At 62.7% G+C, this 14,151-nt stretch carries 18 protein-coding genes; 10 read left to right on the plus strand and 8 right to left on the minus strand.

The features are described 5' to 3' along the window. The first annotated feature begins 40 nt into the window (after positions 1 to 40). A complete protein-coding gene (locus tag PMI20_RS24105; protein WP_007929997.1) occupies positions 41 to 934 on the plus strand; it encodes a sensor histidine kinase in 894 nt (297 codons plus the stop codon). Continuing rightward, complete coding sequence (locus PMI20_RS24110) at positions 931 to 1,590, plus strand: response regulator transcription factor (protein ID WP_037035568.1); 660 nt, start codon at positions 931 to 933, stop codon at positions 1,588 to 1,590. The genes PMI20_RS24105 and PMI20_RS24110 overlap by 4 nt, the downstream gene beginning before the upstream one ends. Here PMI20_RS24110 and yegS read toward each other — a convergent pair. Next, positions 1,587 to 2,489, minus strand: a complete 903-nt coding sequence (yegS, locus tag PMI20_RS24115; RefSeq protein WP_007929994.1) for a lipid kinase YegS — start codon at positions 2,487 to 2,489, stop codon at positions 1,587 to 1,589. The two genes, PMI20_RS24110 and yegS, sit on opposite strands and share 4 nt — an antisense overlap. Before the next feature lie 224 nt (positions 2,490 to 2,713). Between yegS and PMI20_RS24120 the strand changes: the two genes are divergently transcribed. After that, positions 2,714 to 2,977, plus strand: a complete 264-nt coding sequence (locus PMI20_RS24120) for a hypothetical protein (RefSeq protein ID WP_007929992.1) — start codon at positions 2,714 to 2,716, stop codon at positions 2,975 to 2,977. Between the two features lie 58 nt (positions 2,978 to 3,035). On the opposite strand, the gene PMI20_RS24125 is transcribed toward PMI20_RS24120, so the two are convergent. Both PMI20_RS24125 and moaB read right to left on the minus strand, forming a co-directional pair. Beyond that, on the minus strand, positions 3,036 to 4,223 hold the full coding sequence (locus PMI20_RS24125) for a molybdopterin molybdotransferase MoeA (protein WP_284173459.1): 1,188 nt from the start codon (positions 4,221 to 4,223) through the stop codon (positions 3,036 to 3,038). Between the two features lie 22 nt (positions 4,224 to 4,245). Then, positions 4,246 to 4,785, minus strand: a complete 540-nt coding sequence (gene moaB, locus PMI20_RS24130; protein WP_007923271.1) for a molybdenum cofactor biosynthesis protein B — start codon at positions 4,783 to 4,785, stop codon at positions 4,246 to 4,248. Between the two features lie 79 nt (positions 4,786 to 4,864). Between moaB and mobA the strand changes: the two genes are divergently transcribed. Further along, a complete protein-coding gene (mobA, locus tag PMI20_RS24135) occupies positions 4,865 to 5,473 on the plus strand; it encodes a molybdenum cofactor guanylyltransferase MobA (RefSeq protein ID WP_007923270.1) in 609 nt (202 codons plus the stop codon). Positions 5,474 to 5,544: 71 nt separating this feature from the next. Continuing rightward, entirely contained in the window at positions 5,545 to 5,766 is a 222-nt protein-coding gene (locus PMI20_RS24140) for a YgdI/YgdR family lipoprotein (protein ID WP_007923269.1), read from the plus strand. A gap of 81 nt (positions 5,767 to 5,847) precedes the next feature. On the opposite strand, the gene PMI20_RS24145 is transcribed toward PMI20_RS24140, so the two are convergent. The 4 genes from PMI20_RS24145 to PMI20_RS24160 form a co-directional block, all read right to left on the minus strand. Continuing rightward, positions 5,848 to 6,738 carry a pseudouridine synthase gene (locus PMI20_RS24145; RefSeq protein ID WP_007923268.1) on the minus strand — a complete coding sequence of 297 codons (891 nt, stop codon included), beginning with the start codon at positions 6,736 to 6,738 and terminating at the stop codon, positions 5,848 to 5,850. A gap of 88 nt (positions 6,739 to 6,826) precedes the next feature. Then, complete coding sequence (locus tag PMI20_RS24150) at positions 6,827 to 7,147, minus strand: hypothetical protein (RefSeq protein WP_007923266.1); 321 nt, start codon at positions 7,145 to 7,147, stop codon at positions 6,827 to 6,829. Positions 7,148 to 7,203: 56 nt separating this feature from the next. Then, on the minus strand, positions 7,204 to 7,632 hold the full coding sequence (locus tag PMI20_RS24155) for a S24 family peptidase (protein WP_007923264.1): 429 nt from the start codon (positions 7,630 to 7,632) through the stop codon (positions 7,204 to 7,206). Between the two features lie 113 nt (positions 7,633 to 7,745). Continuing rightward, on the minus strand, positions 7,746 to 7,982 hold the full coding sequence (locus PMI20_RS24160) for a glutaredoxin family protein (RefSeq protein ID WP_007923263.1): 237 nt from the start codon (positions 7,980 to 7,982) through the stop codon (positions 7,746 to 7,748). A gap of 216 nt (positions 7,983 to 8,198) precedes the next feature. Here PMI20_RS24160 and PMI20_RS24165 point away from each other — a divergent pair, with 216 nt between their 5' ends. Beyond that, a complete protein-coding gene (locus PMI20_RS24165; RefSeq protein ID WP_007923261.1) occupies positions 8,199 to 10,157 on the plus strand; it encodes a monovalent cation:proton antiporter family protein in 1,959 nt (652 codons plus the stop codon). Between the two features lie 49 nt (positions 10,158 to 10,206). Here PMI20_RS24165 and PMI20_RS24170 read toward each other — a convergent pair whose 3' ends face one another. Then, on the minus strand, positions 10,207 to 11,415 hold the full coding sequence (locus PMI20_RS24170) for an ammonium transporter (RefSeq protein WP_007923259.1): 1,209 nt from the start codon (positions 11,413 to 11,415) through the stop codon (positions 10,207 to 10,209). Between the two features lie 332 nt (positions 11,416 to 11,747). Here PMI20_RS24170 and PMI20_RS24175 point away from each other — a divergent pair, with 332 nt between their 5' ends. The 4 genes from PMI20_RS24175 to PMI20_RS24190 all read left to right on the plus strand — a co-directional run bounded on the left by PMI20_RS24175 (position 11,748) and on the right by PMI20_RS24190 (position 14,090). Continuing rightward, entirely contained in the window at positions 11,748 to 12,062 is a 315-nt protein-coding gene (locus PMI20_RS24175; protein ID WP_007923257.1) for an ElaB/YgaM/YqjD family protein, read from the plus strand. Between the two features lies 1 nt (position 12,063). After that, on the plus strand, positions 12,064 to 12,450 hold the full coding sequence (locus PMI20_RS24180; RefSeq protein ID WP_007923256.1) for a phage holin family protein: 387 nt from the start codon (positions 12,064 to 12,066) through the stop codon (positions 12,448 to 12,450). Further along, a complete protein-coding gene (locus PMI20_RS24185; RefSeq protein ID WP_007923255.1) occupies positions 12,447 to 12,788 on the plus strand; it encodes a hypothetical protein in 342 nt (113 codons plus the stop codon). The genes PMI20_RS24180 and PMI20_RS24185 overlap by 4 nt, the downstream gene beginning before the upstream one ends. A gap of 138 nt (positions 12,789 to 12,926) precedes the next feature. Next, entirely contained in the window at positions 12,927 to 14,090 is a 1,164-nt protein-coding gene (locus PMI20_RS24190) for an EAL domain-containing protein (RefSeq protein ID WP_007923254.1), read from the plus strand. The last annotated feature ends 61 nt before the right edge of the window (positions 14,091 to 14,151 follow it).

A 14,151-nucleotide genomic window follows, 5' to 3' on the forward strand; every position in this document is an offset into this window, starting at 1 on the left:
CCGGTCTCCCCGCAGCGAACATTCATTGGCTCCATCCGCTATGTACGCCAGCCTCAAGTCAACTGCCACCAGACTTCTCTCTCGAATAAACCTGCGCTGGCTCAACCTGTTGCTGTGCTCATGCTCGGCACTTGGAAGTCTGGCCGTCTATTGCCTGTCGACGACCTTTCCCCTCAGCCTGCTGATCCTGAATCTGGCGGCCCTGGCCAGTGTCTGGGCCTATTACGGCGATTCGCGCAATTCGATCAAGTTCCAACCTCAGGAACTGGCGGATCGCTTGCTGGAAGTCCAGGAAAACGAGCGCCATCGCCTCAGTCGTGAATTGCATGATGATATTGGTCAGTTGTTGACTGCCGCCAAGCTGCAAAGCGAATGGCTCAAGCGCCGCCTGCCCGAAGACCTGCAACAGCATTGCACGACGCTTCAAAGCACATTGGAAGAAACCCTGGCCAAGGTGCGCGATGTATCGGCCATTCTTAATCCCCGGCAATTGGCCAGCCTGGGCCTGGAAGCCAGCCTGCGGGCACACTTGCTGAAGACCCTGGAAAACACTTCCGTGCACTGGAGCCTGGAATGCAAGCAACGCCTGGCAGGCATCCCCGAGGAGATGGCGGTGGCCGCCTTTCGCATCACTCAGGAAGCCGTCACCAACATGCTGCGCCACGCCCAGGCGGATAACCTGCTGGTACGCCTGCAACGCCTGCCCGAGGGCCTTTCGCTGTTTATCAGCGATGATGGCTGTGGCTTTTCCCCAGCGGCCAATCCTGGCGCGCAAGGACAACGCGGCATGGCGGGCATGGCGGAAAGAATCGCGCAACTGGGTGGCACCCTGAAGGTTTCCAGCCAGCCCGACCAGGGCACACAAATCGAAGCACTCTTCCCCTGGGCGCCTCGCGCACTCGAACGGGCCAGTACGAATAAGGTTTTACATTGACCTGCAATTTACTTCTGGTGGATGACCACTCGCTCATCAGGGCTGGCGTGCGTGCCCTGGTCATGGACATTCCTGGCTATGCCGTGATCGGCGAAGCCAACGATGGCGCACAAGTACTGGAAATGGTCGAGAGGCTGTCGCCGGACATTATCCTTCTGGATATTTCCATGAAGGATATCAGCGGCCTTGAAGCCCTGAAGAGACTCAAGGTGGTGCATCCGCAGAGCAAAGTACTGATTCTCTCGATGCACACCGATCCGGCGCTGATCATGCAGGCCCTGGAATCCGGTGCTCATGGTTATCTGCTCAAGGACACTACCGCCAACGAGCTCGAGCACGCGCTCGACGCCTTGCGCAACAACGAGCGTTATCTCAGTCCGGCCATTGCCCACACGGTGATCAACCAGGCGCTGATCCGCGTGCAGAAGCCCCATCCGGAACCCGTCGAAACCCATAACCTGACCGCACGCCAGCTGGAGATCCTGCGCCTGATCGTTCGCGGCAAATCGACCCGCGAAATCGCTCATGGGCTTGGCCTGAGCATCAAGACCGTGGAAACCCACCGCTCGCAGATCATGAAACGCCTGCAGATCTATGATGTGGCCGGCCTGGTCCTGTTTGCCGTCCGCGAACAGATCATCAGCCTCGACGATTAAGACGCCGAAGCCGCCAACAGCGGGGAGTCTTCCGGCAAATGCACCCGCAATGCCCCTGGGAGCGCGCGAAAACGCAGGTTTTCGCCTTGCAGGGGCTCACCGTCGAGATTGATATCCAGCCCCTCGGACACCTTGATTTCAACCCAGGGCAGGCGCGTGCGCACAAACAGGTTGTCGATCCCCCAGCCGCCGGCCAGCAGGTCCTTCAAGGTCCCCACCAACTCCTGGGGGGCCGGCAGGATACTGACATCCAGCAATCCGTCATCGGCCATCGCCTCAGGGCACAGCAGATGACCACCACCGGCCTGGCGCCCGTTGCCGATCCCCAGGGCCAACAGCTCGCCGCGCCAATGGAAATCCGGCCCCTGCAGTTCACCGTATGCCGCATGCAGTTCGTTGAAACGAGACAAACCAGTGAACAGATAGGCCGCGCCCCCTAGAATCTTTTTCAGGTCCTCGGAGGTATTGGCCGTCACCTGGCTGCCGAACCCGCCCGTGGCCATGTTGAGAAATACCTGGCCACCGACCTCGCCGAGGTCGATCGCCCGTGCCGGCACGTCGAGCAGGTTCAATGCCTCATGGGGCAGCAACGACACGCCGGCCGCCCGCGCGAAATCATTGGCCGTCCCCAGCGGCAGCAATACCAGGCTGGCATCGTTGGCCTGCGCCGCCATGGCCTCGGCGATATCACGCAAAGTGCCATCACCGCCCCCCGCGATCAGGCGGGTGTAACCAGTCACGAGGGCTTCATCCACCAGGCGCTGGGCGTCGCCCGCCTCCCAGGTCAGGCGGACCGCCAGCTCCCAACCCTCTTCACGCTTGCGTTCGACAGCGTCGCGGACCTCTTCGTTGAGGGCCTGCTTGCCGTGCAGTATCAGCATCGCCTTGCGTTCGCTCATCGCTCATCACTCCTGTCATTCGAGGGCCATTGAAGGATGTTGACCCTCGGTCCATGAGAAAAAGTCCGATCGGGATGTAATCAATTTGTCGCCGTCAGGCCGTCTGCTGGCTGACCGGTAACTTTTCTGACCGCAGATTGAGAATCACCTGAATTGACCCGAAACAGACAATCGGAGAATGTTCATGGCAGGCGAACGACGCCTCAAACAGGGAAGCGAAACACATGGATGACAAGAAATGCTTTGAACGCTCGAACTCCGCGCTCACTCGGCTGGAAGGGAGCATCCTGCTCAGTACAGGCAAACACCCGGAACTGAGTGTCCATCAAGTACATACCCGTGACCACGAGCATAAGCCCGACAGCAAGCTTCATGCCTTGCTCAAGAAGCTCGCGTGGGTGTTGGCCTATGCCGGGTTTCTATCGGCACTGCTGTCCTGGGGACTGAACAGCCGTTTTGGCTTGCTGATCCTTTTACTCCTGCGTTGATAGGCAGGGCCCTGGAGGATGGACCCGGCGCTGCCAACCAGGTCCGCCTCCCCTGGAGTCAGCCCAGGACTTCACTCAATGGGATGAAGTTGACCCAATCGCCCTCAACCAGCGTTCGCTCTTCCAGTACCTCGACCAGCCCCTCGGCCCAGGCGGCACTGCGCAAGACCCCGGAACTCTGGTTCCGGTAGATGATTGCCCTGCCCTGCTCCAGACGCCCACGCAGATACTCTCGTCGATTCCCCGGTTTCGACCAGGCAAACCCGGCTGGAACCTGGAACTGCAAGGGCTGCAGCTCCTTCACTCCCTGGCGCCGCAAAATATAGGGGCGAGCCAGCAAGGCAAAGGTCACCAGTGTCGAGGCCGGGTTACCCGGCAGGCCGATCACCGGCACGCCGCGGAAATGCCCGAAGGTCAATGGCTTGCCCGGCTTGATCGCCAGCTTCCAGAGCGCAAGCTCGCCCTCTTCCCTTAAGGCGATGCCCAGGAAATCCGCCTCGCCCACCGATACACCACCGGTGGACAGGATCAGGTCCACATCCGCCAGTTCGGCAAGGCGCCGCCGGGTCGTGGGCAGATCGTCGGGCAGGATCCCGCCGTCGACCACTTCACAGCCCAGCCGCTGCAACCAACTGCACAGCAGGACACGGTTGCTGTTGTAGATCTGCCCTGGACCCAGCGCTTGCCCGGGTTCTACCAGTTCGTCGCCGGTGGAAAGCACGGCGACCCGCACTCGACGCACCACCTCCAGTTCCGCGCACCCCAAGGAAGCAGCGAGCCCCAGCTCGATCGGCCCCAGCTGCGTTCCGGCCACCAATACACACTCGCCGACCTTGGTTTCCTGGCCTTGGGGACGAATGTTCTGCCCGGCGCTGAGCGGCTCGGTAAAGGACACCCGCCCATCGGCCTGAACCTCGGCGTTCTCCTGCATTTCCACGCAGTCGGCTCCCGCCGGGACCCGCGCCCCGGTGAAGATGCGTGCGCAGGTACCAGGCGCCAAAGGCTCGGGCGCCTGGCCGGCGAAAATGCGCTGGCTGACCACAAGGGCCTCACCACTCCAATCCGCGGCACGCAAGGCATAACCATCCATGGCGCTGTTGGGCCAGGGCGGAAGATCCAGGGTGGAAATCAAATCGTCGGCCAAGACCCGGCCTTGAGCTGCCGCCAGCGGCAGCCGCTCGTGCTCGAGAATGGGAGTAGCCTCGGCCATCTCCAGCAAACGGGCCAATGCGGCCTCGACCGGCATCAAGGCACCGGCCTTGCCCGGCTTACCCACGGGATTCACAAGGTGCCGCCTGTTTCAGGTGCGTGACGAAATTGCACGGCCGGTGCCGCGAGTCCAGCTGCTCGGCGAGGATGCCGTCCCAACCGGTACGCACCGCGTTGGTCGAGCCCGGCAGGCAGCACACCAGCGTGCCGTTGGCCAGCCCGGCCAGGGCCCGCGACTGCACGGTGGAAGTACCGATGTCGGCCACCGAGATCTGACGGAACAACTCGCCAAAACCGTCGACCTGTTTGTCGAGCAGGCAAGACACAGCTTCCGGGGTGCTGTCGCGGCCGGTAAAACCGGTGCCGCCAGTGATCAGCACCACCTGGACCAGGTCGTCAGCGATCCAGGTCGCCACTTGTGCGCGAATCTTGTAGAGATCGTCCTTGAGCAGGACGCGCGCGGCCAGGTTATGGCCTGCAGCGCTCAGACGATCGACGAAGACCTGGCCGGAGGTGTCGGTCTCCAGGGTCCGGGTATCACTGACAGTCAGCACCGCGATATTCAAGGGTGCAAAAGGTACATCAGCCTTGGCTTTCATAGGCTCGATCCAGTTGTAGGAGAAACAGCCCGGTGTTATATCACAGCGCTCTCTTTGACCGCCCCTGTGGAGACGTGCCATGACCTCGCGCACAGATTTGCCACCCTGCTCCATTCTGCTCCTGGCCGGTGGACGCGGCCAACGCATGGGCGGAAGGGACAAGGGGCTGATCGAGTGGCAGGGCCGGCCATTGATCGCCCACCTGCATCGACTGACCCGCGGCCTGAGCGATGACCTGATCATTTCCTGCAACCGCAATCGCCGGCAGTACGCGCCTTATGCCGACCAACTGGTGCAGGACGAAAGCAATGACTTCCCGGGGCCGTTGGCAGGTATTCGTGCCGGATTGGCCGTCGCCCGGCATGCCCGACTGCTGGTGTTGCCTTGCGACGTGCCGCGCATCGATGCGCAACTGATCGACGCCATGCGGCAAAGCGCCGCCCTGCATCCGGACAAACCACTGATGCTGCGCCATGGCGAGCACTGGGAACCCTTGCTGTGTATCATTCCGCGCACGCTGCTCGGCACCTTCGACGGAGCCTGGCAGAACGGTGAGCGCAGCCCCGGACGTATCATGCGCGGGCTGGATGCTCAGGCCCTGCAATGTCCGGCAAACGATCCCCGATTGGCTAATCTGAATACACCAGAGCTGTTAAGCCAGCAGCACGGCGTGTCAGAATGCCCTTAACTCAAGGAACTTGCAGGCGTTGTATACGTCTCAAGCACAGCAACTAAAAGTATTCATCTCGGAGACACATAATGATTCAGCGGACTCTCGCCACTCTCATGCTTGCACTGGGCCTTGCCACTCTCGCCGGTTGCGCATCGCCTACTGTGATCACCCTGAATGACGGTCGCGAAATCCAGGCCGTCGATACGCCGAAATACGATGAGGATTCCGGTTTCTACGAGTTCGAACAACTGGACGGCAAACAAACCCGCATCAACAAGGATCAGGTTCGTACGGTAAAAGAGCTGTAATCCATACCGTTACAGCCTCGAACGATAAAGCCCGCTTTCGCGGGCTTTATCGTTTCTGGCAGCAGCAAGCAGTTGCCTGGATTACCACTGCAAGGTGATCCGACTCTCGAACTCGCGCTCCTCCCCTGTCAGCGGGTCGGTAAAACGCAGGCCCTGGGCCAGCAGCTTGAGCGGCTTGGCGTAATCGTCCTCCACATCCTTGAGCGCATTGGGATAAAACGGGTCGTTGCAGATCGCCGCCCCCAGCGCACTCATGTGCACCCGCAACTGGTGCTTTTTGCCGGTCACCGGATACAGCCCATAACGCCAGAGGTCACCGTTCTTTTCCCGGACCTCCAGTGCCGTTTCCGTATTAGGCGTACCAGGTCCTTCCTGCATGCGGAAAAAGGGCTCGCCATCGACCAGGCGGCTTTTATGCACCCGTGGAAACTCAAGACCGGGCAAGGCCGGTGCGATGGCCTCGTAGCGCTTGTCGATCCTGCGCGTAGGGAACAGCGACTGATAGGCCGAGCGGCTTTGCGGATTGGCCGAAAACAACACCAGGCCCGCCGTATGCCGGTCGATGCGATGCAGAGGCACTAGGTGGGGATTGTCCAGGCTGCGGATCAAGCGGCGCAGCAAGGTTTGCTCGACATACTCCCCCGCTGGGGTGACCGGCAGGAAATGCGGCTTGTCCGCCACTACCAGGTGCTCATCGACGTAAAGAATCGACTCCTGCACCGGGATGATCTTTTCGTCGGGCACTTCGCGAAAATAATGAATGCGCAGGCCTTCGCGGTACGCCAGGTCGACACCGATCGGTAGTCCCTGTCCATCGAGCACCCGGCCACGGGCGATCCGGCTCAGCCACTGCTCGCGGCTGATAGTGCTGAAATGGTCACACAGGCAATCCAGTACGGTTGGCCATGAACCGGGGGGCAGGTACAGGGTGCTGGCCTGATGCTGTGTGGCAAAAAAAGGTACGGAAGACATACAAAAGCTCGAGCGGACAATGCAGAGCGGCATTATCCAACATGGGTCCCTGGGAGCCTAGGAGAGTTTCCCCCTCCGGAACCTGCGACTAAGCCCGGGCCACGCCGGCTTGCGCGGCGGCATCGGTGAACTCCTTCAGCCAGCGCAGCACATCGACCGCCTCCCAGCGAGCCGGGTCATACAGCGCATACAACAACCCCTGGTACCCCACCACGTCCAGTTGCCGGTGATAACCCGCACGCTGGAACAGGGCTTCGATTTCGGCAAAGCAGGTATTGAAATGCAGCTTGTTGAACGGCGTCTTGCCTTCCGTGACCAGGCCGTCCAGGCGCAGTTCGAGTACCGCTTCGCGCACCACATCGGCGGACATGCGGTTCACACTGCTCTTCAATTGTTCGACATTGACCATCATCAGTCCTTCTACCCTCTCATTCATCCACTGAGCACACGCCCTGCGCATCGATATCAGCCACGGCCGACATAACTGACCACCCACAACACCACGCCCCAGATTTGCGCCGAGTCCCGATCGTCCAGGGGGATCGGTGCAATCGAAGGTCGCGCCGCCTTGAGCAGCAGCCCACCCTTGGGATCGGGCGCCAGCAGGCGCACGCCATAGGCGTCTTCGCCATCGAGATGGGCCACCACATACTGATCCACCGCCGGGGCCGCCGAACGATCGACGATCAGCCGGTCGCCGGGGTAGATCCCGAAGCCCAGCAGGCTGTCGTCATCCACCAGCACCGCGCGGATCTGCGGCGCTCCGAGCCCCACGGTACGATCCAGGGAAAAACCGCCTTCGAACGTGAGCCCGGCGGCAAATCCGTCGTGCCCTGCATGCTCGGGCGACAGGTGTTGCAAACGCTCGGCGCGGGCGAGGATTGTGAGAGACATGACGAACCATCCCGATAACTGTACGCATATACAGTAACCGAATAATCGGGATCCCGCCAAGGGATTGCAGCGCAGGCGACAAACGGAAAGGGTCGTGCCAGCGACAGGCCGGCTCAGCGCAGGAAGGCCACCACCTGCTCGGCATCGAACGGCCAGCCCAGCTCGGCGCCGTTGTCCACCCGGCGCAGGACCGGGATACGCAGGCCATACGCCTCGAACAGGGCTTCGTCTTCCGCGATATCCACCAGCTCGACCATCAGCCCGTGCTCCACCAGCGGCATCAACTCCGCCTCGGCGAGTTCGCACAGGTGGCAGCCCAGGGTGCCGAACAGCTGACATTCAGGAGGCATGACATACAGACCGAAAAGAGACAGGCGCTTATTCTAGGCCCGCGGGAAAAAGCCGTCGACCGATGAACGCAGCACCCTGCGGTCAGCAGCAATCATCGACAAGCATTCTGCCAAACAGCTGATGCAGGTCAGCGCCGCCAACTTGCGGTTGAGCGACCCTCGCGGCTTTTTTTGCCTCTACGCTCTGTCATTACAACCCGCCGCCCGGAGATGTCTGTGTTCGCCAATCTGTTGATCATCCTCGCTTCATCCCTGGTGGTGATCGCCCTGTTCCGCCGCCTGCGCCTGCCGCCCGTGCTGGGCTACCTGTGCGTAGGCCTGCTGGTGGGGCCGACCGCCTTCGGCTGGGTCAACGACAACGAAAACCTGCCTGATCTGGCGGAGCTGGGGGTGGTGTTTCTGCTGTTTTCCCTGGGACTGGAGTTTTCCGTATCGAAAATGCTGGCCCTGCGCCAGGTGGTGTTCGGCCTGGGCAGCCTGCAAGTGCTATGCAGCGGCGCCATCCTCGGCGGCCTGCTGATCCTCGCCGGTGTGCCGCCGATCCCGGCGCTGCTGCTCGGCGCGGGCCTGGCGCTGTCCTCCACCGCCATTGTCAGCAAGGAGCTGGGCAGCCTCGGGGAAATCTTCAGCAGCCACGGGCAGAATGCGATCGGCGTGTTGCTGTTCCAGGACGTGGTGGCCGTGCTGTTGCTGACCCTGGTGCCGGTATTCGCCGGCAACACCGAACAGGCCTGGTACTGGGCCCTGCCCCTGACGCTGGGCAAGACCGCCCTGCTGTTCATCGGCCTGGCGCTGGCCAGCCGCTGGTTGCTGCCACGGCTGTTCCACGAGGTGGCCGCCTCCCATTCCGCCGAGCTGTTCGTGCTGCTGGCCCTGGTCATCGTCCTGCTGACCGCCTGGCTGACCCACCTGCTCGGCCTGTCCCCCGCCCTTGGTGCGTTCCTCGCCGGCATGCTGCTGGGGGAAAGCCGTTACCGGCACCAGATCGAGGCCGATATCCGGCCGTTCCGCGACATTCTGCTGGGGCTGTTTTTCGTCAGCATCGGCATGCTGATCGACCTGCAATTGTTCGCCAGCCATGCCCTGTTGGTCATCGGCCTGACCCTGGCCCTGATGCTGATCAAGGGCGCCGTGGTGGCACTGTTGCTCAAGCTGCGCGGCAGCGACGGCGAGACGGCCTGGCGCAGTGGCCTGGCCCTGGCCCAGGGCGGCGAGTTCTGTTTTGCGCTGATGGCGCAGATGCAGCAGAGCCAGTTGATGCCAGCCGAGCTGAGCGGCCTGCTGCTGGCCGCGACCTTCTGTTCGATGCTGCTGACGCCCCTGCTGCTGCGCGCCGCGCCGGAGATTGCCGCGCACCTGCACCGCAAGCCGAACCAGGAGGCCCACCTGGAAGAAATCAGCGCCCTCAACGCCACATTGCAGGACCATGTGGTGATCTGCGGATATGGCCGCGTCGGCCAGTCGATCGGCCGTTTCCTGCGCCGCGAACAGCAGCGCTTCATTGCCCTGGACGACGACCCGGTGCGGGTCCAGGAAGCCGCGGCCGGCGAAAGCTGCGTGCATTACGGCGACTCCCGCCGCGCCGAGCTGCTGGCGGCGGTCGGCCTCGAACGCGCGCGCCTGCTGGTGATTGCCGTGGACAAGACCGACATCGCCCTCAACGTGCTGAAAAGCGCGCGCCGGATCAACAGCGAAGTGCCGATCCTGGTGCGCACCCGGGACGACAGCCAACTGGCCGAACTGAAAGCCGCCGGTGCCAGCGAAGTGGTGCCGGAGCTACTGGAGTCGAGCCTGATGCTGGCGTCCCATGCGCTGGTGATGCTCGGGCTGCCGGAACACCAGGTACAGATCAAGGTCGATGAGGTTCGCCACAACCGCTATCGCCTGCTGCATGGTTTCTACCATGGGGCGCAGACCGACCTGCTGGACAATCGCGGCCAGCCGCGGGTGCTGATGCATGCGGTCAATCTCGGCAGCGCGGCCCACGCCTGCGACCTGGCCCTCGGCGAGCTGGCGCTGGAGCAATTGGGCGTGGATGTGCAAGGCGTGCAACGCGATGGCCGCGACCTGGAGCTGGCCGCCGGCACCCTGCTGCAAGCCGGTGATACGGTGTTGATGTCCGGCCCGCTGGCGGCCATCGAAGCGTCGGAGGCGCGCCTGCTCGGCGGCCAATGATCAGCGGCAAGCAGCCCTGGCCGGGTACTCCAGCCAGGGCCGCATGGGCTCAGTCCTGGCTGACCGCGCCGATCTTGTGCAGCGACAGGTCGGCGCCGTAGTACTCCTGCTCCTGCGTCAGGCGCAGGCCGCAGAGCGCCTTGATCGCGCCGTACACCATAAAGCCGCCGACCAGCGCCACCAGCACGCCCAGGCCGGTACCGATCAACTGGCTGACCAGGCTGACGCCGCCCAGGCCGCCCAAGGTGCTCTGGCCGAAGATCCCGCAGGCGATACCGCCCCACACGCCGCACAGCCCGTGCAGTGGCCAGACACCCAGCACATCGTCGATCTTCCAACGGGTCTGGGTGGCGATAAAGCACCAGACGAACAGCGCGCCGGCAATCGCCCCGGTGATCAGCGCGCCCACCGGGTGCATCAGGTCGGAGCCGGCGCAGATCGCCACCAGCCCGGCCAGCGGGCCGTTGTGCAGGAAGCCCGGGTCGTTGCGCCCGACGATCAGCGCCGCCACGGTGCCGCCGACCATGGCCATCAGCGAATTCACCGCCACCAGCCCGCTGACCGCCTGCAGGGTCTGCGCGCTCATCACGTTGAAGCCGAACCAGCCGACAATCAGGATCCACGACCCCAAGGCCAGGAACGGGATGCTCGACGGCGCGAACGCCACCAGCTTGCCGTCGCGATAACGACCGTTGCGCGGCCCGAGCAACAGCACCGCGGCCAGCGCCAGCCAGCCGCCCATGGCATGCACCACCACCGAGCCGGCGAAATCATGGAAGCTCGCGCCGAAGCTCGCCAGCAACCAGGCTTGCAGGCCATAGTTACCGTTCCACACCAGGCCTTCGAAGAAGGGATAGATAAAGGCCACGATCAGCGCCGTGGCGCAGAGCTGCGGGACGAACCGCGCACGCTCGGCGATGCCGCCGGAAATGATCGCCGGGATGGCCGCGGCGAACGTCAGCAGGAAGAAGAACTTCACCAGTCCGTAGCCGTGATCGGCGCTGATCACCGCCGCCGGTTGCAGGAAGCTGACGCCGTAGGAGATCCAATAGCCTATAAAGAAATAGGCCAGGGTCGAGACCGCGAAGTCGCTGAGGATCTTCGACAAGGCGTTGACCTGGTTTTTCTGGCGCACCGTGCCCACCTCGAGAAAGGCGAAGCCGGCATGCATGGCCAGGACCATAACCGCACCGATAAGGATGAACAGGGTATTGGAACCATGGACCAGAGTGTCCACAGCGCTTTGCAGATTTTCCATGGAATGGGCAGACCTGATATTCAGGAAAAAGCCGCGAGCCGCTCGAACGCTTTTTTGCACCAACTTGGCACCGAAGGTCCTGTCGACCCAGGTATTACGACCCATTTTGGCGCGACGCTTTTGCGAGAGGGATGTATCGCTCGGGGTGTTTCCATAAGTGTTGATTTTTTAGGGTAAGGTTTTAGCTGCCAGGCAGCGCATCCTGCGCGCTTTCGGCGCAACCACCCGTGTTTACGCACCAGGACAAAGCAAAAGCTGTACCAGACAATTGCACTGAACCTTCGCGCAAGGCTCATACTCGAACCCTTCAGAACGCCACTACGGAGATAACCATGGCCAGCAAAACCACCAAGACAGCTCAAGAAACACTGATGGCGGACTTTCAGGCACTGGTCAGTGACACGGAACGTCTGCTGGAACACACCGCCACCCTGGCTGGCGACCAGGCAGACCAATTACGCACACAGATTCACGACAGCCTGCTGCGCGCCCGCGAGACCCTGCAACTGACCGAACAATCGCTGCGCGAACGCGGCCAGGCGGCAGTCACCGCCACCGAAGACTATGTGCAGAGCAACCCCTGGCAAGCAGTGGGTATCGCGGCGGGTGTGGGCTTCCTGATCGGCCTGCTGGCGACCCGGCGCTGATATGGCTATCGATGAATCCGGCTCCACGGCGGGCCAAGGCTCTTCAACGCGGCGCCTGGGTGCTGCTTTCCTGGGTTTGTTGCACAGCCACGTCGAACTGTTCGGCATCGAGTTGCAGGAACAGAAAGCCAGAACCGTCAGCCTGCTGCTGTTCGCCGGGCTGGCCCTGGTGTTCGCCCTGCTGCTGTTGATAGGACTATCGGCGCTGGTGCTGATCCTGTTCTGGGACACCTATCGCCTGACCGCCATCATCGGGCTGTGCGTCTTCTATACGCTGGCGGCGCTGTTCTGCGCCCTGCGCCTGAAGGCGGCGATTTTCGACGAGTCCTCGCCCTTCCACGCCACCCTTGAAGAGCTGGCCAACGACAGGGAGCGCCTGCTGCCATGAGCCTGCCTGACATCCCGCAAACCAACTCCCGGCGCGAGATGCGCAAGGCGCTGATCCGCCTGCGCATGGAAATGCATCGCCAGGAAATCCGCCACGAATCCCAACAGTTGTTGCAACCCTTGCAGCGGGTCCGTGGCCTTGGCCAGAGCTGGCAACAGGGCTTGGGCATCAAGCACGCGCCGTTGTGGGGCGTGGCTGCCGTGACCCTGTTGGGTTTTCTCACCGGCAAAGGCGCCAAGAGCGGCAGCGTCAGAAGCTTCGCCCGGCTGGTGCGGCTCAGCGCCGGCCTGTTGCCGCTGATCAAGCTGGTCATGCAAGGCTCTTCGAACAAGCACTGAGCCGGCGCCATCTGGCTGCATTCTTGCAATCATTCCCGCAATAGCTGCGCACCCGACCTCTCCCGCGAGAGGTCGGGTCGTGCCTGCCTGTTGCGTCGGCGCAGCGCCAGAATCAACAAGATCAACCAAGGAGGCCCCGTGATCGACGGGCAACCGCTTGCCTGCTTTCAACCCTTCATCGACACCGCCACCGGCCGTATTGCCGGTGTCGAAGCCCTGGGCCGCCTGCGCCAACCGAACGGCCAGCTGCTATCGGTCGGCCCATTGTTCAACGATCCCCGGACCTCCTCGAGTGCCCTGCGGCGGCTCGACCGGCTGATTCGCGCCGACGCCCTGGGCCGCCTGCATGAAGCGCCCGCCGACTGGTTCCTGAGCATCAACATCTCGCCCCGCTGGATCAGCCGCCTGCGCGCCGGCCAGCCCTTGCCGAGCCTCAGGCAATTGCAGCAACAGGGCGTCGATCCGCGGCGCGTGGTCTTCGAAATCACCGAACTGAGCGGCAACAGCCAGCGCCTGAGCGAAGTGGTGGCGCGCTACCGCGAAGCCGGCGTGCGGATCGCCATCGACGACTTCGGTGCCGGTTACTCCCAGCTCGACCGGGTGCTGGCCCTGCAACCGGACATTCTCAAGCTCGACATGCGCCTGTTCCAGGCCGCGGCCCGTGGCGGGCCCAGCAGCGACGTGGTCAAGGCCCTGGCGCAAATGGCCGAGAAAACCGGCTGCTGGATCATCGCCGAGGGGGTCGAGAGCGAAACCGAACTCAACTTCGCCCTGGAATGCGGCTCGCGGTATGTCCAGGGCTTCCTGTTTGCCCGGGCCGAGCAGGCGTTCTTCGCCAGCGACGCTTTCGTCGCGCCTTTTGCCCGGGTGCGCCAGCGCTATGTGCAACAGAAACTGGCCGAGCGCGGACGCCTGATGCAGATGCGCCAGCAACTCGCGGAGCTGATGACCCTGCTGCAGGACTGGGCCCAGGCCCGGGCCCCGATCGAACGGTTGCCCCAGCTGGATGCCTTTCCCTGGTTGCTGCGCTTCTATCAATGCGATCGCCACGGCACCCAGCTGACACCGAACCTGGAATGGCGCCACGACCGCTGGCAGGCCGACCACAGCTACGTCGGCCACAACTGGTCGTGGCGTCCGTACTTCTACCACCTGCTGGCCGAGGGCTGGGACGAGCGGCGGCTGACCCTGTCGAACACCTACCGCGACGCCACCAGCAACCAGTACTGCCTGACCGCCGGGCAGTTCTTCGACAATGGCCAGCGCCTGCTGCTGATCGATATCGATGCCGCGGGGCTTTAGTGGCGTGCGTGGTCAGCCCCGTTATTCAACCTGTTCCCCTTGCAGGCGCTGGCGTGAACCG

The organism is Pseudomonas sp. GM17 (assembly GCF_000282175.2).
Classification (GTDB): Bacteria; Pseudomonadota; Gammaproteobacteria; order Pseudomonadales; family Pseudomonadaceae; genus Aquipseudomonas; species Aquipseudomonas chlororaphis.

Excerpts from the sequence above, each read along its gene's own strand:
- PMI20_RS24105 (WP_007929997.1), top strand. The coding sequence starts at position 41 with ATGTACGCCAGCCTCAAGTCAACTGCCACCAGACTTCTCTCTCGAATA.
- yegS (WP_007929994.1), bottom strand. The coding sequence starts at position 2,489 with ATGAGCGAACGCAAGGCGATGCTGATACTGCACGGCAAGCAGGCCCTC.
- PMI20_RS24120 (WP_007929992.1), top strand. The coding sequence starts at position 2,714 with ATGGATGACAAGAAATGCTTTGAACGCTCGAACTCCGCGCTCACTCGG.
- PMI20_RS24125 (WP_284173459.1), bottom strand. The coding sequence starts at position 4,223 with ATGCCGGTCGAGGCCGCATTGGCCCGTTTGCTGGAGATGGCCGAGGCT.
- moaB (WP_007923271.1), bottom strand. The coding sequence starts at position 4,785 with ATGAAAGCCAAGGCTGATGTACCTTTTGCACCCTTGAATATCGCGGTG.
- mobA (WP_007923270.1), top strand. The coding sequence starts at position 4,865 with ATGACCTCGCGCACAGATTTGCCACCCTGCTCCATTCTGCTCCTGGCC.
- PMI20_RS24140 (WP_007923269.1), top strand. The coding sequence starts at position 5,545 with ATGATTCAGCGGACTCTCGCCACTCTCATGCTTGCACTGGGCCTTGCC.
- PMI20_RS24145 (WP_007923268.1), bottom strand. The coding sequence starts at position 6,738 with ATGTCTTCCGTACCTTTTTTTGCCACACAGCATCAGGCCAGCACCCTG.
- PMI20_RS24150 (WP_007923266.1), bottom strand. The coding sequence starts at position 7,147 with ATGGTCAATGTCGAACAATTGAAGAGCAGTGTGAACCGCATGTCCGCC.
- PMI20_RS24155 (WP_007923264.1), bottom strand. The coding sequence starts at position 7,632 with ATGTCTCTCACAATCCTCGCCCGCGCCGAGCGTTTGCAACACCTGTCG.
- PMI20_RS24160 (WP_007923263.1), bottom strand. The coding sequence starts at position 7,982 with ATGCCTCCTGAATGTCAGCTGTTCGGCACCCTGGGCTGCCACCTGTGC.
- PMI20_RS24170 (WP_007923259.1), bottom strand. The coding sequence starts at position 11,415 with ATGGAAAATCTGCAAAGCGCTGTGGACACTCTGGTCCATGGTTCCAAT.
- PMI20_RS24175 (WP_007923257.1), top strand. The coding sequence starts at position 11,748 with ATGGCCAGCAAAACCACCAAGACAGCTCAAGAAACACTGATGGCGGAC.
- PMI20_RS24180 (WP_007923256.1), top strand. The coding sequence starts at position 12,064 with ATGGCTATCGATGAATCCGGCTCCACGGCGGGCCAAGGCTCTTCAACG.
- PMI20_RS24185 (WP_007923255.1), top strand. The coding sequence starts at position 12,447 with ATGAGCCTGCCTGACATCCCGCAAACCAACTCCCGGCGCGAGATGCGC.